This is a genomic window from Streptomyces sp. NPDC057099 (genome assembly GCF_042671245.1).
In the GTDB taxonomy this organism is placed as follows: domain Bacteria; phylum Actinomycetota; class Actinomycetes; order Streptomycetales; family Streptomycetaceae; genus Streptomyces; species Streptomyces purpurascens.
This window is the reverse complement of sequence record NZ_JBHUTX010000057.1, coordinates 1-21,138: the sequence shown is the minus strand read 5'-3', so window position 1 is coordinate 21,138 and position 21,138 is coordinate 1. Positions and strand designations below refer to the sequence as shown.

The following is a 21,138-nucleotide window of genomic DNA, read 5'->3' as shown; positions in this document are numbered from 1 at the left end:
AGAGCCGGCGTGAGCTTGAGGATCGTTGTCACTGTGAAGTACGTGCCCGACGCCACTGGCGACCGGCACTTCGCCGATGACCTGACCGTCGACCGGGACGACGTGGACGGTCTGCTCTCCGAGCTCGACGAGTACGCGGTCGAGCAGGCGCTGCAGATCTCCGAGAACTCCGACGACGACGTGGAGATCACCGTTCTGACGGTGGGCCCCGAGGACGCCAAGGACGCCCTGCGCAAGGCGCTGTCCATGGGCGCCGACAAGGCGATCCACGTCGAGGACGACGACATCCACGGCACCGACGCCATCGGCACCTCCCTGGTCCTGGCCAAGGCCGTCGAGAAGGCCGGTTACGACCTGGTCATCTCCGGTATGGCCTCCACCGACGGCACCATGGGCGTCGTCCCCGCACTGCTCGCCGAGCGCCTGGGCGTCCCGCAGGTCACCCTGCTGTCCGAGGTGTCGGTCGAGGGTGGCGCCAACGGAACCGTCAAGGGCCGCCGCGACGGCGACGCCGCCACGGAGAGCCTGGAGGCCTCCCTGCCGGCGGTCGTGTCGGTGACCGACCAGTCGGGCGAGGCGCGTTACCCCTCCTTCAAGGGCATCATGGCCGCGAAGAAGAAGCCGGTGGAGTCCTGGGACCTGTCCGACCTGGACCTGGAGGCCGAGGAGGTCGGCCTCGAGGGTGCCTACACCACGGTCGACAACGCGGCCGAGCGCCCGGCCCGTACCGCGGGCACGATCGTCAAGGACGAGGGCGAGGGCGGCAAGCAGCTCGCTGAGTTCCTCGCGGGCCAGAAGTTCATCTGAGCCCGGCATTCGCTGACCGCCCCTCATCTTTCGCAAGCAGGAGAGAAGAAGTCCCATGGCTGAAGTTCTCGTCTACGTCGACCACGTGGACGGCGCCGTCCGCAAGCCCACCCTGGAGCTGCTGACCCTGGCCCGCCGCATCGGCGAGCCGGTCGCCGTCGCGCTGGGCAACGGCGCCGCCGACACCGCCGCCACGCTCGCCGAGCACGGCGCGGTCAAGGTCCTCACCCACGAGGCCGCCGAGTACGCCGACTACCTGGTCGTACCGAAGGTGGACGCCCTGCAGGCCGCCCACGAGGCCGTGTCCCCGGCCGCCGTGCTGGTCCCGTCCTCCGCCGAGGGCAAGGAGATCGCCGCGCGTCTGGCGCTGCGTCTGGGCTCCGGCATCATCACCGACGCCGTCGACCTGGAGGCCGGCGACGAGGGCCCGGTGGCCACGCAGTCGGTGTTCGCCGCGTCCTTCACCACCAAGTCCCGTGTCTCCAAGGGCACCCCGGTCATCACGGTCAAGCCCAACAGCGCGGCCGTCGAGGCCGCCCCGGCCGCCGGTGCGGTCGAGGCGCTGTCCGTGTCCTTCTCCGCCGCCGCGACCGGCACCAAGGTCACCGGCCGTACGCCGCGTGAGTCGACGGGCCGTCCGGACCTGACCGAGGCCGCGATCGTGGTCTCCGGCGGCCGTGGCGTCAACGGCGCGGAGAACTTCGCGATCATCGAGGCCCTCGCCGACTCCCTCGGTGCCGCCGTCGGCGCCTCGCGTGCCGCGGTGGACGCCGGCTGGTACCCGCACACCAACCAGGTCGGCCAGACCGGCAAGAGTGTCTCGCCGCAGCTGTACATCGCCTCCGGCATCTCCGGCGCGATCCAGCACCGCGCCGGTATGCAGACCTCGAAGACCATCGTCGCGATCAACAAGGACGCCGAGGCCCCGATCTTCGACCTCGTCGACTACGGCATCGTCGGCGACCTCTTCGACGTCGTCCCGTCCCTCACCGAGGAGATCAAGACCCGCAAGGGCTGATCGACCCCGGCTGCACAAGGCCCCCCGTGACCGCGCGAACGGTCACGGGGGTTCTTCATCTCAGGGTCATGGAGGCCTGCACCGGCAGATGGTCGCTCGGGTACGTCCCGTCCGCGGAGAAGGTGTTCATCCCGGCCCAGTGCGTGGTCACCCCGGGCGTGGTGAGGATCCAGTCGATGCGCCGGCCGCCGGGCGTGAGCTCCCGGTAGCCGTGGTACGTCCCGTACGCCGGACCCCGCGAGGCCGCCGCGTCCCACGCGTCCACCAGCCCGATGTCCAGCATGAGGTCGTAGACCCGGTTGTCGTGGGCGCCGGCGTTGAAGTCGCCGGTGACGATGACGGGTAACGACCGGTCCCACCCGGCGATCGTCTCGCCGATGAGCCCCACCGAGCGTTCCCGGGCGTACTGGCTGACGCTGTCCAGATGGGTGTTGAGGACGTAGAACTCCCGTCCCCCGTCGGCGAGATCGGCGAAACGGACCCAGGTCACCATCCGCAGCCAGTCCGCGCCCCAGGTGTTCGAAGCGATCGCGTACGGGGTGCCGGACAGCCAGAAGTGATCGAACTCGAGCGGGTCGAGTCTGCGCGTGTCGTAGAAGATCGCCATGAACTCGTCCTTGCTGCCGCCCCCGCGCCCGGTGCCGATCCAGTCGTAGTGCTCGCCGAGATCCTTCTCGATCATGCGCAGCTGGTAGTAGAGCCCTTCCTGGGTGCCGATGACGTGCGGTCGCTCGCGGCGCAGCAGTTCCCGCATCACCGGTCGGCGCACGGTCCAGCGCGGTGTCTTGTCGACGACGGTCCCGAAACGCACATTGAACGTCATGACGTTCAGGGCGCCCTCGTGCTCGCCGGCGGAAGCGGGATGTGTGGGACCCGCGGTGGTGAGCAGCGGTCCTGCGATGGCGGCGGCCGCCGCTGCCTTGAGCCCGTGGCGGCGCGTCACTCCGACCTCGTTCGGCACGTGGTCTCCCTCCCCTTGCACGTCAGGATGAAGCTTGCCTTCTGAATACGGAAGATGAGGGCGGGTCGGCAGTGACCAAGGGTGAAGGATGGGGAATCCCACTTCAAGAGGGTGTTGACCTGGGCGAAGATCGACAGTTAGCTTCGTCATACGGATTATTGATTCCGCTGTACGGAAAATGGAGGGTGTCAGATGGGGCAGGGCCGGCAGGAGAAGGTGGCGACGAGCCTCGCGGGCGCCGTCAGCGAGGAGATCAGCGCCTCCCTCACGGCGGTCGACGCCGAACTGGAGCGCCGCTACCCCGGCGACCCCGGCACGCGCCAGCCCGTCCACACCGTCTACGTACCCGGCGACGTCTTCGCCGCCGACACCGTCCGCTCCTGGGGCGACCGTGCCCTGGCGGCCCTCGACGAACACGCCCCGGACGCCGCGTCCTTCGCCGCCGCCCTCGGCCTCGCCGAGGAACTCGCCGAGCCCGTCCACGCGCGCGTGCGCGCCAAGCTGGAGCGCGAGCCGATCGAGGACCTGCGCGTCGACTTCGAGGACGGCTACGGCAACCGCCCCGACGCCGAGGAGGACGAGGCCGCGGCCCGCGCCGCCCGGCTGATCGCGGAGGCGTACGAGGAGCGCACCGCGGCCCCGTACATGGGCATCCGGATGAAGTGCATGGAGGCGCCCGTACGCGACCGGGGCATCCGCACCCTGGACATCTTCCTCACCGGCCTGATGGAGGCCGGCGGCCTGCCCCGCGGGCTGGTGCTCACCCTGCCCAAGGTGACCTACGCCGAGCAGGTCACCGCCATGGCGCGGCTGCTGGACGCCTTCGAGAAGACCCACGGCCTGGAGCCCGGCCGGATCGGCTTCGAGATCCAGATCGAGACCAGCCAGTCCATCCTCGCCGCCGACGGCACCGCCACCGTCGCGCGCATGATCCAGGCCGCCGAGGGCCGCGCCACCGGCCTGCACTACGGCACCTTCGACTACAGCGCCTGCCTCGGCGTCTCCGCCGCCCACCAGGCCAGTGACCACCCCGCCGCCGACCATGCCAAGGCCGTCATGCAGGTCGCGGCGGCCGGCACCGGCGTCCGCATCTCGGACGGCTCCACCAATGTGCTGCCCGTCGGCCCCACCGAGAAGGTGCACGCCGCCTGGCGCCTGCACTACGGACTCACCCGCCGTGCCCTGGCCCGTGCCTACTACCAGGGCTGGGACATGCACCCCGGCCACATCCCGACCCGGTACGCGGCCGTCTTCGCCTTCTACCGCGAGGGCTACGAGCAGGCCGCCGCCCGTCTCGCCCGCTACGCCAACCGCACCGGCGGCGACGTCATGGACGAACCCGCCACCGCCAAGGCCCTCAGCGGCTACCTGCTCCGGGGCCTGGACTGCGGCGCCCTCGACATCGGCGAGGTCGCCCGGCTGACCGGCCTGACCCGCGCCGACCTGGAGAGCTTCGCGACGCCCAGGCGGGCGGACCTGACGGCGTCCGCCTGACGGCATCGCTCCGGCCGCCCCGTACTCTGTACGCCACGTACTGACGTGTCGGTGGATCCAGCGGTGTCACAGGAACGGGGCAGCGGTGTCAACGGGGGAGTACGGGCAGACCGAGGGGGCCGGTCGGCTGCTGGCGGGCCGTTATCGCGTCGCGGGCCGGCTGGGACGCGGCGGCATGGGCATCGTCTGGAAGGCCGTCGACGAGGTCCTCGGCCGCGAGGTCGCCGTCAAGGAACTGCGCACCTACACGGACGTGGCCGGCCCCGAACTGGCCGCTCTGCGTCTGCGGATGCAGCGCGAGGCGCGTGCGGCGGCCCGGGTGCGCCACCCCGGCGTCATCGCCGTGCACGACATCGCGGAGGTCGACGGCCGGCCGCTCATCGTCATGGAACTGGTCGACGGGCCGTCCCTGGACGATGTCCTGCGCGAACGCGGCACGCTGGACCCGCGCGAGGCGGCGGGGATCGGCGCCGAGGTCATGGACGCGCTGTCCGCCGCCCACCGGGCGGGCGTCCTGCACCGAGACGTGAAGCCCGGCAACATCCTGCTCGACCGCTCGGGCCGGGTCGTCCTCACCGACTTCGGCATCGCCACCATGGACGACCCGGGCGACGGTTCGACCACCCACCTCACTCGCAGCGGTGAACTCGTCGGCTCCCTCGACTACCTGGCCCCCGAGCGTGCCCAGGGCGCCGACCCGGGCCCCGCCTCCGACATCTGGGCCCTGGGCGCCACGCTGTACGCGGCCGTCGAGGGGGCCTCGCCCTTCCGCCGTACGTCCACGTTCTCGACCCTCACGGCGATCGTCACCGAGCCGATGCCCGAGCCCCTGCGGGCCGGCCCGCTCGGCCCCGTCCTCCATCGGTTGATGGACAAGCGCCCCGAGTCCCGCCCGGAGGCCGACCAGGCCCGAGAGCTGCTGCGGTCGGTGGCGGACTCGGGCGGTACGGACACGCCGACCTCTCCGCTGCGAGGCCCCGCGGCATCGTCCACACCCTCGCGCCCGGAGACGGAGCGGAGCGTTCCTGCGGTACCGCCGGGGTTCGGACCACCGCAGCACGTACAGCCGGGCGGCACCGCCCCCGCCTCCTCCGCTCCCACGAGCCCGGTCGACTCCGGCCGCCCGCCCCGCCGCAGGTCCCGCGTCCTGCTCGCCACAGCGGCCGCCACCGTCGTTCTCGCCGCAGCCGGTGTCACGGCCGCCGTGCTCAGCGAATCCGGCGACAAGGAAACGGGCACCCGGACCGACGCGGCCCGTGCGGATGCCGCGGCCTCCTCCGAGCCCCGCCCTACCGACGACGGCTCGAACGCACCCCGGCCCACCCAGCAGGGCGACGAGAAGGGCAAGGCCCCGTCCCAGAAGTCCGGCGACAAGAAGGCTCCGGAGCCCACCACTTCGGCCCCGTCCAAGCCCTCCGGCGGCAGCGACACCGCAGGCGGTTCCGGCAACGACGGGACGGACGGCGCTCCGACCACCCCGGCCCCCGAACCGGCCTGCCACGCCATCGGCGGCGGCAAGTACAACTGCCAGGTCTGGAAGACCGCCGACTCCTACACCGCCTCCGGCACCAAGGTCGGTGTCCTCAACGCCGGCACCAACTACTTCTACTGCCAGCAGAACCTGGGCCGCCGCGAGACGGACGGCCGGTGGACCAACGTCTGGTGGGCGAAGACCGACGACGACAGCGGCAACACGAACGTCTGGGTCAGCGACGTCTACGTCAAGGGCGGGGACAACGACGGGCCGGTCCCCGGGCTCCCCGTCTGCTGAGACCCCGTCGGCCGGGAGCCGACGTACCGCTCCAGGCCGGAGGCGATCACCAGCTTCTCCTCGATGAACAGCCGCGTGCCCCGCTCGCACAACCGCCGGTCACCGCGGGCCCGCGCGCTGAACTCCTCGGGCACCACGCCGAAGAGCTCCCTGAACCGCGGCAGGCCGGAGAGCAGTTCGGTGAGCAGCTCCCGCTGGCCCGGGTGGGTGCGCGGCACGCCGCTGCCGTCGTGCAGGACCCCGTGCCGGTTGACGTACGCGTACGCGCCGGGCAGCCGGGTGCCGTCCGCGAGGTCGATCCGCACATCGGGCGCGGGCAGCCAGGCACGGTTGAAGTTGCCGTTCGGCAGCGGCGCGCCCTCGCTCGCGTCGATCACCGTGAGCTGCTCGTCGTCGAGCCAGAGGACGAACAGCTCCCGCACGGTGTCCGGGGCGCTGACGGGCGAGGCGGACATGTACCCCATGCGGCTCACATGCGCCGAGACGCCCGCGTCGACACCCCGCACCCGGGCCTTCACCATCGGGAGAGGAGACCTGATCCCGAACTCGGCCATCTTGTGCCGCAGTTGTCCCGGGCAGCCGTTGGAGCCGATGGCGAGGACCGGGGTGCGGTCCTCGTGCACCAGCTGCTCCAACGGCAGGAAGCAGTCCCCGTCGAGGAGCCCGGAGTCGGCCGGCCACGCGCCCGGATACAGCAGCGGATGCTCGCGCGGTGCCTCGGCCAGGCCGAGTGCCCGCAGCGTGCGATCGGTGAGGTGGTCCATGGGCCGCTCAGTCCGCCGGGGGCAGCTCACCGGAGCCGCGGGTGATCAGCCGGGTCGGCAGCTCGACCCGCTCGGGGGCGATCTGGGTGCCGTCGAGCTGCCGGAAGAGACGTTCCGCCGCGGTGCGGCCGATGTCCGCCGCGTCCTGGGCGACGACCGTGACGCCCGGCTGGAGCAGGTCGGCCAGCTCGATGTCGTCGAAGCCGACCAGGGCGACCCGGCGGGCGTGCTCGGCGAGCACGCGGATCACGGTGACCGTCACCCGGTTGTTGGCCGTGAAGATCGCGGTGACCGGGTCCGGGCCGGACAGCATCTCCTCGGCCGCCCTGCGCACCCGCTCGGGGTCGGTGACGCCGAGGGACATCCAGGAGTCCGCCACCGGTATGCCCGCGTCCTCCAGCGCGGCCCGGTAGCCGCGCAGCCGCTCGGCGGCGGTGTGGATGCGGGGCATGTCGCCGATGAAGCCGATCCGGCGGTGCCCGTGCGCGATGAGATGGGCGACGCCGCCGCGGGCGCCCCCGAAGTTGTCCGACAGGACCACGTCGGCGTCGATGTACCCGGCCGGCCGGTCCACGAACACCGTGGCGACACCCGCCTTGAGCTCCGGTTCCAGATACCGGTGGTCGTCACCGGCAGGAATCACCACCAGCCCGTCCACCCGCCGCGCGCACAGCGCCAGCACCAGCTCCTGCTCACGCTCCGGGTCCTCCGCGCTGGAGCCGTTGATCAGCAGGGCGCCGTGCGCGCGGGCCACCTCCTCGACCGAGCGGCTCAGCGGCCCGTAGAACGGGTCCGCGAGGTCCTCCAGGACCAGGCCGATGCTGGCCGTGCGGCCCTTGCGCAGCACCCGCGCGCTGTCGTTGCGGCGGAAGCCGAGGGCGTCGATCGCCTCCTGGACCCGCCGCTCCGTCTCCGGGGTGACCCCCGGTTCCCCGTTCACCACCCGGGAGACCGTCTTGAGCCCGACTCCGGCGCGTGCCGCGACGTCCTTCATGGTCGGCCGGGTGCCGTAGCGCGTTGCGGATCGGAGGGGGGTCTGGGGCACGGTGCGGTGTCCTGTCCTGTCGTCCACGGGGGTGCGTCGGTCCTGGGTTTGTATGAGGATGTGGCGTCGAGCATAGAGCCTGGACAACGTTGTCAGGCTCGGGGGAGACTGTCCACCGCAATGTCCGGCCCGCGCACCCGTGCGGGACCGGTGCCGCTCGGCGTTCTTTCTCATGGTTGACGGGGAGATCCGACACTGATGCACACCGACCTCGTGGCCGCGCTCGACATCGGCGGTACCAAGATCGCCGGCGCTCTGGTGGACGGCCACGGCCGGATCCTGGTCCGCGCCCAGCGGCCGACGCCCGCCCGGGAGGACGGCGACACCGTGATGCGGGCCGTGGAGGAGGTGCTCGGCGAGCTCACCGTGTCGCCGCTGTGGGAGCGCGCCACGGCCGTGGGCATCGGCAGCGCCGGGCCCGTGGACGCCTCGGCGGGCACGGTGAGCCCGGTGAACGTGCCCGGCTGGCGCGGCTACCCGCTCGTCGGACGTGTCCGGGCCGCGGCCGGGGACCTGCCCGTCGAGCTGATCGGCGACGGTGTGGCGATCACGGCGGCCGAACACTGGCAGGGCGCCGCCCGCGGTCACGACAACGCGCTGTGCATGGTCGTCTCCACGGGGGTCGGCGGCGGCCTGGTGCTCGGCGGCCGGCTGCATCCCGGGCCCACCGGCAACGCCGGCCATATCGGCCACATCAGCGTGGACCTCGACGGCGATCTGTGCCCGTGCGGCTCGCACGGCTGCGTCGAGCGCATCGCGAGTGGCCCCAACATCGCCCGGCGCGCCCTGGAGAACGGCTGGCGGCCCGGCCCCGACGGTGACACCTCCGCCGCCGCGGTGGCCGCCGCCGCCCGGTCCGGCGACCCGGTCGCCCTCGCCTCCTTCGAGCGTGCCGCCCAGGCCCTGGCCGCAGGGATCGCCGCCACCGCGACCCTCGTGGAGATCGACATAGCGGTGATCGGCGGGGGAGTGGGCAAGGCGGGCGACATCCTCTTCGCCCCGCTGCGCAAGGCTCTGAGCGCCTACGCGACCCTGTCTTTCGTCCGTAACCTGACGGTGGCACCGGCCCAGATGGGCACCGACGCCGGCCTGGTGGGCGCTGCGGCGGCAGCACTCGCGAAGCGGCCGGACACGGCCGCGGCGGGGGTGTGAGACCGGGCAGGAACGTTCAGGCGGTCCCGACGTGAGTGCCGGGATGCTGTTCTTCGGGCTGTTCTTCACGGGCGGGTGGGCGGCGGCTCTCGGGGCGCTGGTGTTCGCCGTCGTCACGCTGGTGCGGGTCCGGCGGCGGGACTGGGTGCGCCGCCAAGGGCACTTCGCGGTACGGCTGCTGCTGCCGGCGCCCGCGTTCCGGCGCTTCGACGTGGCGCTCGCTGTGACGGCCCTCCTGGCCGACCTGTGGTTCGTGTCGGCGATCCTCGTGTTCGGGGCGGACGGTGTCTTCACCGAGGACTGGATGGGCTACCCCGGCATGGTCGATTCCACCGGTCAGGGCTACCAGGCCGCAGTCGTGAGCGCGCTGCGCTCCACCGCGTGGTGGACCTTCGGGATCGCGGTGCTCGGCCGCTGCTGGATCACAGCGGGTGTGCAGATGTGCGTCCTGCCGCTCGCGGCCTGGTGGATCGGAACGTTCGACACGTACTTCACCTGACGGGCCCCGGCCCGGGACACCGGCTTTTTCCCTCCGAAATCGACCGAATGTCCGTGCGATGTGGCACGATCCCGCATGTGACCAGCAGACCCACCTCGGCGCAGCGCCTGCGTGACCTGGCCCGTCTGCGCCGGGTCAAGGACCGGATCGACCGGGAGTACGCACAGCCGCTGGACGTGGAGGCGCTGGCCCGGGGTGTGCACATGTCGGCCGGGCATCTCAGCCGGGAGTTCCGGCAGGCGTACGGCGAGTCGCCATACAGCTACCTCATGACGCGGCGCATCGAGCGCGCGATGGCCCTGCTGCGCCGGGGCGACCGCAGTGTCACCGAGGTGTGCTTCGAGGTCGGCTGCTCGTCGCTGGGCACCTTCAGCACCCGCTTCACCGAGCTGGTCGGGATGCCGCCCAGCGCCTACCGGCGCGAGGCGGCGCGCGCGACCGCGGGCATCCCGTCGTGCGTGGCGAAGCAGGTCACCAGACCGGTCAGGAATCGAGAAGCGCCCGCACCGAGCCGAAACTAGCGTGGTGGCCATGGACCTCAACATTCACGCCAGTTTCCTGCCGCACGACGACCCGGACGCCGCTCTGGCGTTCTACCGCGACACCCTCGGCTTCGAAGTCCGCAACGACGTCGGGTACGAGGGCATGCGCTGGATCACGGTCGGGCCCGTCGGCCAGCCCGGCACCAACATCGTCCTGCATCCGCCGGCCGCCGACCCGGGCATCACCGAGGACGAGGGCCGCACCATCGCCGAGATGATGGCCAAGGGCACCTACGCGAGCATCGTCCTGGCCACCACCGACGTCGACGGCGCCTTCGATCGGCTGCAGGCGGGCGACGCCGAGGTGGTCCAGGAGCCGGTGGACCAGCCGTACGGCGTCCGCGACTGTGCCTTCCGCGACCCCGCGGGCAACATGATCCGCATCCAGCAGCTGAAGCCGTGACGCCGTAGCGGCGGCCGGCCCCACGCACCCCATCCCCCGCGCCGAACTCACCGGTCCGGTGCGGGGGACAGAACGTCCGAGCGACAGATGGAGACACGATGAGCAAGGCCACGACGACGGACAGACAGTCGCCCGGGCCGCACGCTGCCGACAGCCATGACGTGATCCGTGTGCACGGTGCGCGCGAGAACAACCTCAAGGACGTCAGCATCGAGATTCCGAAGCGCAGGCTCACGGTGTTCACGGGCGTCTCCGGCTCGGGCAAGAGCTCGCTGGTGTTCGACACGATCGCCGCGGAGTCGCAGCGGCTGATCAACGAGACGTACAGCGCCTTCCTCCAGGGCTTCATGCCGAACCTGGCCCGGCCCGAGGTCGATGTACTGGACGGGCTGACCACCGCGATCACCGTCGACCAGCAGCGCATGGGGTCCGACCCGCGCTCCACCGTCGGCACCGCCACCGACGCCAACGCGATGCTGCGCATCCTCTTCAGCCGGCTCGGCACGCCGTACATCGGCCCGCCCGGCGCGTTCTCCTTCAATGTCGCCTCGGTCTCGGCGAGCGGCGGGATCACGGTCGACCGGGGTGCCGACAAGACCAAGACGCAGAAGGTGACCTTCAGCCGCACCGGCGGCATGTGCACGCACTGCGAGGGCCGGGGCAAGGTCTCCGACATCGACCTCACCCAGCTGTTCGACGACTCCAAGTCGCTCTCCGAGGACCCGTTCACCATCCCCACCTACACCGGGGACGGCTGGGTGGTGCGGGTCATCACCGAGTCGGGCTTCTTCGACAAGGAGAAGCCGATCCGCAAGTACACCAAGAAGGAGCGGCACGACTTCCTGTACCGCGAGCCGACCAAGGTGAAGATCAACGGCGTCAACCTCACGTACGAGGGGCTGATCCCGAAGATCCAGAAGACCTTCCTCGCCAAGGACCGCGAGTCGATGCAGCCGCACATCCGGGCCTTCGTGGACCGGGCGGTCACCTTCACGGAGTGCCCCGAGTGTGACGGCACCCGGCTCAGCGAGCTGGTCCGCTCCTCCAGGATCGGCAAGGTCAACATCGCCGACGCCTGCGCGATGGAGATCCGAGACCTGGCCGCATGGGCCCGTGGGATCGAGGATCCGTCGGTGGCGCCGCTGCTCGCCAAGCTCCGGCACACCCTGGACTCGTTCGTGGAGATCGGGCTCGGCTATCTCTCGCTCGACCGGGCCTCGGGCACGCTCTCCGGCGGCGAGGCGCAGCGCACCAAGATGATCCGGCACCTCGGCTCCTCGCTCACCGACGTCACCTACGTCTTCGACGAGCCGACCATCGGACTGCACCCCCATGACATCCAGCGGATGAACAACCTGCTGCTGCGGCTGCGCGACAAGGGCAACACCGTTCTGGTGGTGGAGCACAAGCCGGAGACGATCGCCATCGCCGACCATGTCGTGGACCTCGGCCCCGGCGCGGGCACGGCGGGCGGCACCGTCTGCTTCGAGGGCACCCTGGAGGGACTGCACAAGAGCGGCACCGTCACCGGCCGTCATCTCGGCGACCGGGCAGCGCTGAAGGAGACGGTCCGCGAGCCCACCGGCACCCTCGCGATCCGCGGCGCGACAGCGAACAACCTGGACAACGTCGACGTCGACATCCCGCTCGGCGTGCTCACCGTCGTCACCGGTGTCGCCGGCTCCGGCAAGAGTTCGCTCGTGCACGGTTCGATCCCCACCACCGAGGGCGTGGTGTCGATCGACCAGACCGCGATCCGCGGCTCCCGGCGCAGCAACCCGGCGACGTACACCGGTCTTGCCGACCCGATCCGCAAGGCCTTCGCCAAGGCCAACGGCGTGAAGCCGGCGCTCTTCAGTGCCAACTCCGAGGGCGCCTGCCCCACCTGCAACGGTGCCGGTGTCATCTACACCGACCTGGCGATCATGCAGAGCGTCGCGACCCCCTGCGAGGTGTGCGAAGGCAAGCGGTTCGAGGCGTCGGTGCTGGAGTACCGCTTCGGCGGCCGCGACATCAGCGAGGTGCTGGCGATGTCGGTGGCCGAGGCCGAGAAGTTCTTCGGCGCCGGTGAGGCGCGCACCCCGGCGGCCCACCGGATCATCGAACGGATGGCGGACGTCGGACTCGGCTACCTCACCCTCGGCCAGCCGCTCACCACCCTCTCCGGCGGCGAGCGGCAGCGGCTCAAGCTCGCCACGCACATGGGCGACAAGGGCGGTGTCTACGTACTCGACGAGCCGACCACCGGTCTCCACCTCGCCGACGTGGAGCAGCTGCTCGGCCTGCTGGACCGGCTCGTCGACGCCGGCAAGTCGGTCATCGTCATCGAGCACCACCAGGCGGTCATGGCGCACGCCGACTGGATCATCGACCTCGGCCCGGGCGCCGGACACGACGGCGGCCGGATCGTCTTCGAGGGCACCCCGGCCGAACTGGTCGCGGACGGCTCCACCCTGACCGGGGAGCATCTCGCGGCCTACGTGGGCGCCTGACACGGAGGCGAAAGGCAGGCTGAACGGCCCATCCCGGCGCGCGCCCGGCGCCGTCCCCGCGCACCCTGGTGCCATGGCGTCCGTGAAGCCCGTCGTGGTCTACCCGCCGGCCGTGGACGGTGGCCGGCGGGTCCGTGTGGACGATCAGTTCCTCGGGATCGCGTACGGACTGCTGGACGTGGCCGAGTTCCTGCGGCGGGCGGGGATCGAGGACGCGGACGCGGCGTACGCGGCGTCGTCGGGGCTGATCGAATGGCGCGGCGGCGGGCCCGCGACCTGGGACAACGGTCCCGAATGAAGCCGTCGCGTCGCCCGAACGGCCCAGTGGCGTGACCCCGGAGCGGGTTCGGCAGTTGAATCGGTCATGAAGAAGCGCAGCATGCTCGCCATCGCCTCCCTGGCCACCGGCTTCGTCGTCGCGGCGGTCACTCCGTCGCACGCGGTCGGAGAGAAGCTCCCCGGGATCAACGTGGACGAGACTCTCAACACGCTCAACCAGGCCGTCGGCAAGGACGGGCTGTCCGTGGCAGGGAAGGACGGCGTCCAGAAGAAGGGCGCTCAGAAGAAGGGTGCCCAGAAGAAGGGCGTTCAGAAGAAGGGCTGACGAGCCGCTCCAGCCTCGGCCCACGGCGCCGGCGCTCCCCCTCGCACGGGGAGCGCCGGCGCCGTCGTCATGCGCCCTCAACTGGGGCTGGTTTCCGTGGCAGGGTGGAGCGGGCAAGCCTCAGGGGGCCAACAGAAGAGGGGGACCTGTGACCGTCGTCTGGATCAACGGCGCGTTCGGTGCGGGGAAGACCACCACCGCACAGGAACTGATCGAACTGATCCCGAACAGCACGCTCTTCGACCCCGAGGTCATCGGCGGAGCGCTGCGGTATCTGCTGCCGCCCAAGCGCCTCGCCGAGGTCGGCGACTTCCAGGACCTGCCGATCTGGCGACGGCTCGTGATCGACACGGCGGCCGCGATGCTCGCCGAGCTCGGCGGAACCCTGGTCGTCCCGATGACGCTGCTGCGTCAGGAGTACCGCGACGAGATCTTCGGCGGCCTGGCCGCGCGCAGGATTCCGGTCAGCCACATCCTGCTCGCTCCGGCCGAAACGATACTGCGGGAGCGGGTGGCGGGCCGCGAGGTGCCGCGGGACCTCCCCGACGGCGAGATACGAATACGCCAGTGGTCCTCCGACCACATCGAGCCGTACCGGGCCGCGCTCGCCTCCTGGCTCACCGCGGACGCGCACCCGGTCGACACCAGCGACCTCACGCCGTACGAGACCGCCGCCCGCATCGCCGAGGCCGTGAACAACGGCTCCGTGCCCGTCTGCGACATCGTGCAGACGCCCGAGCCCACCGCCGAGACACTCGCCGCCGGTGTGCTCCTCTTCGACGAACAGGACCGCGTGCTCCTCGTCGACCCCACCTACAAGGCCGGCTGGGAGTTCCCCGGCGGAGTCGTCGAGCCGGGTGAGGCGCCCGCGCGGGCCGGTGTGCGGGAGGTCGCCGAGGAGACCGGCATCCACCTCGACGAGGTGCCGAGCCTGCTCGTCGTCGACTGGGAGCGCCCCGCGCCCCCCGGCTTCGGCGGCCTGCGCCTCCTCTTCGACGGCGGTCTCCTCGACTCAGCGGAGGCCGGCCGGGTGCTGCTGCCCGGGCCGGAGCTGCGCGAGTGGCGGTTCGTCACCGAGGAGGAGGCCGCCGACCTGCTGCCACCGGTGCGCTACGAGCGCTTGCGCTGGGCCCTGAGGGCGCGCGAACGCGGAGCGGCGTTCTACCTGGAGGCCGGGGTGCCGGTCGGCTGAGCCGGGGGCTGGGTTCGTGCCCTTTACCCGGCGCGGGGGATTCCGAGGGAAAAGCAAGAGGAAACGCACCCGGAGGCAATGTCAAACACCGCCCAAGGAATCTCCCTCGTTCCCTCACGTGGCGGGTAATCACATTCCCTGCTCTCGTCAACACTTTTCCATGACCGCAAACAATCCCTTTTCTGGCCCCTGCGCGGCTTGACCGCCCTCGCACGGCATTGCGAAAGTCCGCAATGTCTCACGGCGGCGCTCACGACCGCCACTCAATTTCCTTGCCTCAGGGGCAGATCCGGGATGTCCGTACGATGACCACGCAACACCAGCCGGTCGACACCGGCGGCGGCACCGCGCTGCTGACCGAGCCGTCGACGCAGGACAGCAGACCCGGCGGCCCGGTCGTCGCCGGCCGCTCACCGGCCCGGATGGCCTGGCGACGGATCAGGCGGGACAAGGTCACCACGGCCGCCCTGGTGGCCACCGCCCTGTTCATCGTGATCGCCCTGCTCGCGCCGGTCCTCACCGCGCTGACCGGCTGGGGGCCGATCACCCCCGACAACAAGGCGATCAACCCGGACACGGGCAACTTCCCCTACGGGTCGCTGGGCGGCATCAGCGCCCGGCATCTGCTCGGCGTCGAACCGGGCACGGGCTACGACCTGTTCGCCCGTATCGTCTACGGCCTGCGCACCTCCCTGTACGTGGGCTTCGCCTCGGCCGTGCTGTCCACCGTGGTCGGTGTCGTCGCGGGGCTCGCGGCCGGCTACTTCGGCGGCTGGGTCGACTCCCTGCTGTCCCGGGTCATGGACGTGATGCTGGCGTTCCCGCAGCTGCTGTTCATCATCGCGCTCACCCCGGTGATCCAGAACGCGCTGCAGACCAACACCCACGGCGGCACCGACGAGAACCTCCGCCTCCTCGTCCTGGTCCTCAACATCGCCGTCTTCGCCTGGGCGTACACCGCCCGTCTGGTGCGCGGACAGGTACTGTCCCTGCGCGAGCGGGAGTTCGTCGACGCCGCGCGGCTGATGAGCGCCGGCCGGCGGCACATCCTCTTCCGGCAGCTGCTGCCCAACCTGTGGGCGCCGATCCTGATCTCCTTCGCGCTGGCCGTCCCGCAGAACATCACCACCGAGGCGGCCCTGTCGTACCTGGGCGTCGGCGTCATCCCGCCCAACCCCGACTGGGGAGCCCTGCTCTCGGACGCCTCCCAGTTCTTCCTCCAGGACCCGATGTACCTCTTCGTGCCCGGCGTCCTGCTCTTCCTCCTGGTCCTGGCGCTCAACCTCCTCGGGGACGGCGTCCGGGACGCCCTGGATCCCCGCGCCCGGCGCGGCTGACCGAGCCACCCCCCGAGTGTCGGCCCGGCGGCCCCACGAACGGCCGCCGCGCCCGTAGCAAGAAGGAGTTTCCTCAATGACGCGCAGCACGCGCAGATCGCGCACGGTCGCTCTCACGGCAACCGCCGTGGTGATCGCCCTGGGAGCCACCGCATGCGGAGGGTCCTCCGGCACCGGCGGAAGCGGCGCCCCCGGCAAGGGCGGCACACTCACCATTCTCGACAAGGCGGACTTCGACCACCTCGACCCCCAGCGCGTCTACACGACCGAGGGTTCGAGCATGGACGAGGAGATCGTCCGGACCCTCACCGGCTGGGACGAGACGGGCTCGACGCCGAAACTGGTCGGCGACCTGGCCACCGACACCGGAACGCCCAGCAAGGGCGCCACCGTCTGGACCTTCCACCTGCGGCACGGCGTCAAGTACCAGGACGGCACCGAGGTCACCGCACCGGACATCAAGTACGGCGTCGAGCGGTTCTTCTCCTCCGACATCAACGGCGGACCGCCCTACGCGGGCCAGTGGCTCGTCGGCGGCTCCGACTACAAGGGCCCGTACCAGGGCAAGGAACTCGGCTCCATCGGGACGCCGGACAAGTACACCATCGTCTTCCATCTGAACCAGCCGGTGGCCGACTTCAACGAGACCACCGCCATGCCCGGCTGGGCCGCCGTGCCCAAGGCCCATGACACCGGCTCGACCTACGACACCCATGTGTGGTCCGACGGCCCGTACATGATCAAGTCGTACACCAAGAACAAGGAACTCGTCCTCACCCGGAACAAGCACTGGTCCCAGGCGACCGACCCGATCCGGCAGCAGAACGTCGACGCGATGGACGTCAGGTTCGGCCAGGACGAGTCGGCCATCGACCAGCAGATCAAGGCCGACGCGGGAACCGCCCAGACGTCGATCCAGCAGTGGCCGATCGCCGGTTCCGACCTTGCGTCGCTCGCCAACGACCCGTCCTTGAAGAGCCGTTACTACAAGATCCCCGCGCCCGGCATCAACTACCTGGCGATCAACACCACCCGCGTCAAGGACCTCAAGGTCCGCCAGGCGATCGAGTACGCCATCGACAAGACCACGGTCCGCGGCGCCTTCGGCGGCTCCGCGTACGGCGACTACGCCACCACCATGCTGAGCCCCGGCATCGGCGGCTACCGGAAGTTCAACCTGTACAGCGCCAACCCGGCCGGCAACCTCGCCAAGGCCAAGGCGCTGATGAAGCAGGCAGGCAACCCCAAGCCGGCCATGTCGATCGCCGTGGAGAACACCCCCACCCAGGAGCACTTCGCCGACGCCGTGAAGACCGCGCTGGAGCGCATCGGCATCCACGTCAACATCAGCCCGATCGACGCGGCGAACTACTTCAGCACCGTCAACAACACGAAGAACCAGTACGACCTGACCTGGGGCGACTGGATCGCCGACTGGCCGAACGCCTCCACGGTGCTGCCCACCCTCTTCGACGGCCGGCTCATCAAGAAGAACCCGCAGGCCAACCAGGACCTGTCGTACCTGAACGACCCGAAGGTCAACGCGCTGATCGACAAGGCCGCCACGATGACCGACGTCAAGCAGCGCAACGCCGCCTACGGCCGGATGGACCAGCAGATCCTGAAGGACGCCGCCGTGGTCCCGCTGACGTACATGAACTTCAGCGACATGTCCGGCTCCAAGGTCGGCGGTGTCATCCCCGACACGATCCTGGCCGAGCCGAGCCTGGTCCACGTCTACGTCAAGCACTGACGCATCTCCTCTGAACCCCGCCGGCGGCTTTGGCCGCCGGCGGGCAGCCCACTCACGTCAGGTCCTGGCACCCCATGTTTCGTTACCTCATCAGACGCCTGCTGGCAGCGGCCGTGATCATGCTGGTGATCACCACGATCACCTTCTTCATCTTCTTCGCGCTGCCGTCCGACCCCGCACTCCTGGCCTGCGGCAAGACCTGCTCCCCCTCCCGCCTCGCGGAGATCAAACACTCGCTGGGCCTGGACCAGGGCTACCTGACGCAGTACTGGGAGTTCCTCAAGGGGCTGGTCGCCGGCCGTGACTTCGGCGACCAGAGCGTCCGCATCCACTGCGGCGCGCCCTGCCTCGGCGTCTCCTTCCAGACCGACACCCCCGTCCTGACGACCCTGCTCCAGGACTTCCCGGCGGACCTCTCCCTCGGTCTCGGCGCCGCGGTGGCGTTCCTGATCCTGGGGGTCGGCCTCGGCACCGTCGCCGCGGTCCGACGGGGCCGGGCCGCCGACAAGGCGGCGGTCGGACTGGCCCTGTTCGGCGTGTCGGTGCAGATCTACTTCATCGGCCTGCTTCTGCTGTACCTCTTCGTCGACAAGTTCCAGATCCTGCCGACCTCCGGCTACACACCGATCACCGAGGACCCGGCCGGCTGGTTCCAGGGGCTGATCCTGCCGTGGACCACCCTGGTCATCGTCTACCTCGCGATGTACACCAGGCTCACTCGCTCCTCCATGCTGGAAGTCTTCGCCGAGGACTACATGCGCACCGCCCGCGCCAAGGGACTGACGGCCTCCAGCGTCGTCCTCAAGCACGGGCTGCGGGCCGCCATCACCCCCATCATCACCATCTTCGGCATGGACGTCGGCTCCCTGATCGGAGGCTCCGCGGTCATCACCGAGTCGGTCTTCGGCATCAACGGCATCGGCAAGCTCGCCGTCGACTCCGTCCAGAACTCCGACCTGCCGGTCATCCTCGGCACCACGCTCTTCGCCGCGACGTTCGTCGTCCTCGCCAACGTCGTCGTCGACCTGGTGTACGGCCTCGTCGACCCGCGCGTACGCCTCGCCTGAGCCCTTCATCGTCCTTAGGAACACCCGTGTCCGTTCAGACCTCACCGCAGCCCGCGGACGTCACGCCCGCGCCCGCACCCTTCCTCGACGTACGCGACCTGAGGGTGCACTTCCCGACCGAGGACGGCATCGTCAAGTCCGTCGACGGCGTCTCCTTCAGCCTGGAGAAGGGCAGGACCCTCGGCATCGTCGGCGAGTCCGGCTCCGGCAAGTCGGTGACCTCGCTGGCCCTGCTCGGACTGCACAAGGGCACCCGCGCCAAGGTCTCCGGAGAGATCCGCCTGGAGGGCAGGGAACTCGTCGCCCTGCCCGAGGCCGAGATGCGTGAACTGCGCGGCCGTACGGTCTCCATGATCTTCCAGGACCCGCTCTCCGCGCTGCACCCCTTCTTCACCGTCGGCGCCCAGATCGCCGAGGCCTACCGCGTGCACCACAAGGTCTCCAAGAAGGAGGCCAGGGAGCGGGCCGTGGAGATGCTGAAGCGGGTCGGCATCCCGCAGCCCGAGCACCGCGTCAGGGACTATCCGCACCAGTTCTCCGGCGGCATGCGCCAGCGCGCCATGATCGCCATGTCCCTGGTCTGCGACCCCGCCCTGCTCATCGCCGACGAACCCACCACCGCCCTGGACGTCACCGTCCAGGCCCAGATCCTCGACCTGATCCGCGATCTGCAGGAGGAGTTCGGCTCCGCCGTCGTCATCATCACGCACGATCTCGGCGTGGTCTCCGACATCGCCGACGACATCCTGGTGATGTACGGCGGCCGCCGGATCGAGTACGGCACCACCCGTGAGGTGCTCAAGCAGCCTCAGCACCCCTACACCTGGGGCCTGTTGCAGTCGATGCCGCACCTCACCGGCGACGTCGGCGAGCGGCTCAACCCGATCCCCGGCACACCGCCGAGCCTGATCAACCTGCCGGACGGCTGCTCCTTCAACCCCCGCTGCGCCTACAAGGGCTGGGAGCCGCAGGGGCGCTGCACCGTGGAGCGGCCCGAGCTGCGCCTCGTCTCCGGCACGGCGGGGCACCTCGCCGCGTGCCATCTCACCGACGAGGCCAAGCAGGAGATCCGCGGCGGGGCCGACGGGGACGAGCCGACGAAAGGGAACACGCCGTGAGCACCACCCAGCCCCTCACCGGGCCGACCACCGAACGCCCCACCGGCGAGAACCTCCTCGAAGTGCGCGGTCTTCAGAAGCACTTCCCCCTCCGGCAGGGCATCATCTTCCAGCGGCAGATCGGGGCCGTCCGAGCCGTCGACGGCATCGACTTCGCGGTGGGGCCCGCCGAGTCGCTGGGTCTGGTCGGCGAGTCCGGCTGCGGCAAGTCGACCACGGGCCGGCTGATCACCCGGCTGCTCGAACCCACCGGCGGCTCCGTCCTGTTCGACGGCGAGGACATCACCCACCGGCCCGCCGCACGGATGCGGGAAGCCCGCCGCAACCTCCAGATGATCTTCCAGGACCCGTACTCGTCGCTGAACCCCCGGCACACCGTCGGCACCATCATCGAGACACCGATGCGGCTCAACGGCATCAACCCGCCCCAGGGCCACAAGCGGCGCGTCCAGGAACTCCTGGAGACCGTGGGCCTCAACCCCGAGCACTACAACCGCTACCCGAACGAGTTCTCCGGAGGCCAGCGCCAGCGCATCGGCATCGCCCGCGCCCTCGCCCTGCGCCCGAAGCTGATCGTCGCCGACGAGCCCGTCTCCGCGTTGGACGTCTCCATCCAGGCGCAGGTCGTCAACCTGCTCCAGGACCTCCAGCGGGAGTTCGGCATCGCCTTCGTCTTCATCGCCCACGACCTCGCCGTCGTACGGCACTTCTCCGAACGGGTCGCCGTGATGTACCTCGGCAAGATCGTCGAGATCGCCGACCGCGAGTCGCTCTACACCCGCCCACGGCACCCCTACACCCACGCGCTGCTGTCCGCCGTACCCGAGGCCGACCCGGACGCCACTTTGCGGCGCGAACGCATCCGGCTGGCCGGGGACGTGCCCTCCCCGATCGACCCGCCCTCCGGCTGCCGCTTCCGCACCCGCTGCTGGAAGGCGCAGGAGAAGTGCGCCCTCGAGGAACCCCAGCTGGTGCGCGTCGAGGGCAGCCCCGCCGGTCATCTGACCGCTTGTCACTTTCCCGAGGAGCCGTCCGTCACCGCCCGCGAGGAGGACATCGTCCTGGACCCAGCCCTCGGTTAGACGCCCCGCGCTCCGTCGCCGTACGGCGTGGCGGGCC

The 21,138-nt window shown here is 70.4% G+C and carries 20 protein-coding genes; 17 read left to right on the top strand and 3 right to left on the bottom strand.

Translation table 11 applies throughout. The features are described 5' to 3' along the window. Nucleotides 1-9 precede the first annotated feature (9 nt). The gene (locus ACFT4A_RS37585) at nt 10-807 is read left to right on the top strand and encodes an electron transfer flavoprotein subunit beta/FixA family protein (protein ID WP_382839789.1); all 798 of its coding nucleotides are present in this window, start codon (nt 10-12) and stop codon (nt 805-807) included. Between the two features lie 55 nt (nt 808-862). Continuing rightward, the gene (locus ACFT4A_RS37580) at nt 863-1,825 is read left to right on the top strand and encodes an electron transfer flavoprotein subunit alpha/FixB family protein (RefSeq protein ID WP_382839786.1); all 963 of its coding nucleotides are present in this window, start codon (nt 863-865) and stop codon (nt 1,823-1,825) included. A 55-nt stretch (nt 1,826-1,880) separates the two neighbouring features. On the opposite strand, the gene ACFT4A_RS37575 is transcribed toward ACFT4A_RS37580, so the two are convergent. Continuing rightward, entirely contained in the window at nt 1,881-2,786 is a 906-nt protein-coding gene (locus ACFT4A_RS37575) for an endonuclease/exonuclease/phosphatase family protein (protein ID WP_382839784.1), read from the bottom strand. Between the two features lie 192 nt (nt 2,787-2,978). Here ACFT4A_RS37575 and ACFT4A_RS37570 point away from each other — a divergent pair, with 192 nt between their 5' ends. Both ACFT4A_RS37570 and ACFT4A_RS37565 read left to right on the top strand, forming a co-directional pair. Further along, nucleotides 2,979-4,280: a DUF6986 family protein gene (locus tag ACFT4A_RS37570; protein ID WP_382839781.1), complete on the top strand. Its 1,302-nt coding sequence runs from the start codon at nt 2,979-2,981 to the stop codon at nt 4,278-4,280. Between the two features lie 85 nt (nt 4,281-4,365). Next, on the top strand, nt 4,366-6,051 hold the full coding sequence (locus ACFT4A_RS37565; RefSeq protein WP_382839778.1) for a protein kinase: 1,686 nt from the start codon (nt 4,366-4,368) through the stop codon (nt 6,049-6,051). On the opposite strand, the gene ACFT4A_RS37560 is transcribed toward ACFT4A_RS37565, so the two are convergent. Together ACFT4A_RS37560 and ACFT4A_RS37555 are read right to left on the bottom strand one after the other, a co-directional pair. Continuing rightward, a complete protein-coding gene (locus ACFT4A_RS37560; RefSeq protein ID WP_382839776.1) occupies nt 5,997-6,815 on the bottom strand; it encodes a hypothetical protein in 819 nt (272 codons plus the stop codon). The two genes, ACFT4A_RS37565 and ACFT4A_RS37560, sit on opposite strands and share 55 nt — an antisense overlap. Nucleotides 6,816-6,822: 7 nt before the next feature. Continuing rightward, on the bottom strand, nt 6,823-7,887 hold the full coding sequence (locus tag ACFT4A_RS37555; protein WP_382839773.1) for a LacI family DNA-binding transcriptional regulator: 1,065 nt from the start codon (nt 7,885-7,887) through the stop codon (nt 6,823-6,825). A gap of 171 nt (nt 7,888-8,058) precedes the next feature. On the opposite strand from ACFT4A_RS37555, the gene ACFT4A_RS37550 reads away from it, so the two are divergent. The 13 genes from ACFT4A_RS37550 (at nt 8,059) to ACFT4A_RS37490 (ending at nt 21,101) form a co-directional block, all read left to right on the top strand. Continuing rightward, nucleotides 8,059-9,012 (top strand): ROK family protein, encoded by a 954-nt coding sequence (locus tag ACFT4A_RS37550; protein ID WP_382839770.1) that lies wholly within the window; start codon nt 8,059-8,061, stop codon nt 9,010-9,012. A 31-nt stretch (nt 9,013-9,043) separates the two neighbouring features. Next, on the top strand, nt 9,044-9,511 hold the full coding sequence (locus ACFT4A_RS37545; protein WP_382839767.1) for a hypothetical protein: 468 nt from the start codon (nt 9,044-9,046) through the stop codon (nt 9,509-9,511). 47 nt (nt 9,512-9,558) lie between these two features. Further along, complete coding sequence (locus ACFT4A_RS37540) at nt 9,559-10,032, top strand: helix-turn-helix transcriptional regulator (protein ID WP_382839764.1); 474 nt, start codon at nt 9,559-9,561, stop codon at nt 10,030-10,032. Between the two features lie 10 nt (nt 10,033-10,042). Next, the gene (locus ACFT4A_RS37535) at nt 10,043-10,456 is read left to right on the top strand and encodes a VOC family protein (RefSeq protein WP_382839761.1); all 414 of its coding nucleotides are present in this window, start codon (nt 10,043-10,045) and stop codon (nt 10,454-10,456) included. A gap of 98 nt (nt 10,457-10,554) precedes the next feature. After that, complete coding sequence (locus tag ACFT4A_RS37530) at nt 10,555-12,948, top strand: ATP-binding cassette domain-containing protein (RefSeq protein WP_382839758.1); 2,394 nt, start codon at nt 10,555-10,557, stop codon at nt 12,946-12,948. Nucleotides 12,949-13,021: 73 nt separating this feature from the next. Beyond that, nucleotides 13,022-13,246 carry a hypothetical protein gene (locus ACFT4A_RS37525; protein WP_382839756.1) on the top strand — a complete coding sequence of 75 codons (225 nt, stop codon included), beginning with the start codon at nt 13,022-13,024 and terminating at the stop codon, nt 13,244-13,246. A gap of 66 nt (nt 13,247-13,312) precedes the next feature. Further along, nucleotides 13,313-13,552 carry a hypothetical protein gene (locus tag ACFT4A_RS37520; protein WP_382839753.1) on the top strand — a complete coding sequence of 80 codons (240 nt, stop codon included), beginning with the start codon at nt 13,313-13,315 and terminating at the stop codon, nt 13,550-13,552. Between the two features lie 148 nt (nt 13,553-13,700). Next, entirely contained in the window at nt 13,701-14,744 is a 1,044-nt protein-coding gene (locus tag ACFT4A_RS37515; protein ID WP_382839751.1) for an NUDIX domain-containing protein, read from the top strand. Nucleotides 14,745-15,049: 305 nt separating this feature from the next. Next, entirely contained in the window at nt 15,050-16,081 is a 1,032-nt protein-coding gene (locus ACFT4A_RS37510) for an ABC transporter permease (RefSeq protein ID WP_382839748.1), read from the top strand. Between the two features lie 76 nt (nt 16,082-16,157). Further along, nucleotides 16,158-17,834, top strand: a complete 1,677-nt coding sequence (locus ACFT4A_RS37505; protein WP_382839746.1) for an ABC transporter substrate-binding protein — start codon at nt 16,158-16,160, stop codon at nt 17,832-17,834. Nucleotides 17,835-17,908: 74 nt separating this feature from the next. Further along, a complete protein-coding gene (locus ACFT4A_RS37500) occupies nt 17,909-18,901 on the top strand; it encodes an ABC transporter permease (RefSeq protein WP_382839743.1) in 993 nt (330 codons plus the stop codon). Between the two features lie 26 nt (nt 18,902-18,927). Further along, nucleotides 18,928-20,019 (top strand): ABC transporter ATP-binding protein, encoded by a 1,092-nt coding sequence (locus tag ACFT4A_RS37495; RefSeq protein WP_382839740.1) that lies wholly within the window; start codon nt 18,928-18,930, stop codon nt 20,017-20,019. Next, nucleotides 20,016-21,101: an ABC transporter ATP-binding protein gene (locus tag ACFT4A_RS37490; protein WP_382839738.1), complete on the top strand. Its 1,086-nt coding sequence runs from the start codon at nt 20,016-20,018 to the stop codon at nt 21,099-21,101. Before ACFT4A_RS37495 ends, ACFT4A_RS37490 begins: the two co-directional genes overlap by 4 nt. Nucleotides 21,102-21,138: the final 37 nt, after the last annotated feature.